This is a genomic window from Ancylomarina sp. 16SWW S1-10-2, from assembly GCF_009669305.1.
Classification (GTDB): Bacteria; Bacteroidota; Bacteroidia; order Bacteroidales; family Marinifilaceae; genus Ancylomarina.
The window spans coordinates 1-491 of sequence record NZ_SADB01000198.1 but is presented as its reverse complement, the minus strand read 5'-3'; the positions used below and the strand labels follow the sequence as shown (position 1 = coordinate 491).

The 491-nt window shown below is 39.5% G+C and carries 1 protein-coding gene; it reads left to right on the top strand.

The genetic code is table 11. The features are described 5' to 3' along the window. Window positions 1–182: 182 nt before the first annotated feature. A partial coding sequence (locus tag EMN46_RS18970) for a M24 family metallopeptidase (RefSeq protein WP_154202585.1) occupies window positions 183–491 on the top strand: 309 nt, incomplete at its 3' end.

Genomic DNA, 491 nt, shown 5'->3' with positions numbered 1-491 from the left:
CGATCAAACATTAGAATATCCTAACAATAAGACTTATAATCTCCCACTTGATACGCCAAGCCCGTATAGAAGGGCAGGCGTAGAAGGACAAACGCATTTATAAGCTATAAGAATGACATAGCTATGACAGTTAACGCTCTATACACTAACAACACATCAATCAAGTAAGCGACTTAAACCCTATGGCAGTAACAATTAAAACCCCTGACGAAATCGAAAAAATGCGTATTGCTGGTCGTATGGCTGCGGAAGTATTAGAAATGATTGGTGAATACGTCGTGGCTGGGGTCACAACAGAAGAAATTGATCAAATTTGCCATAAGCATATTACCGATGTTCAAAATGCTATTCCTGCTTGTTTAGGCTATCGCGGCTTCCCCAAATCTATTTGCACATCCGTCAACCACGTAATTTGTCATGGCATCCCTTCCGACAAGAAGAAGTTAAAAAATGGTGACATTATCAATATTGATGTGACTGTCATTTACGAA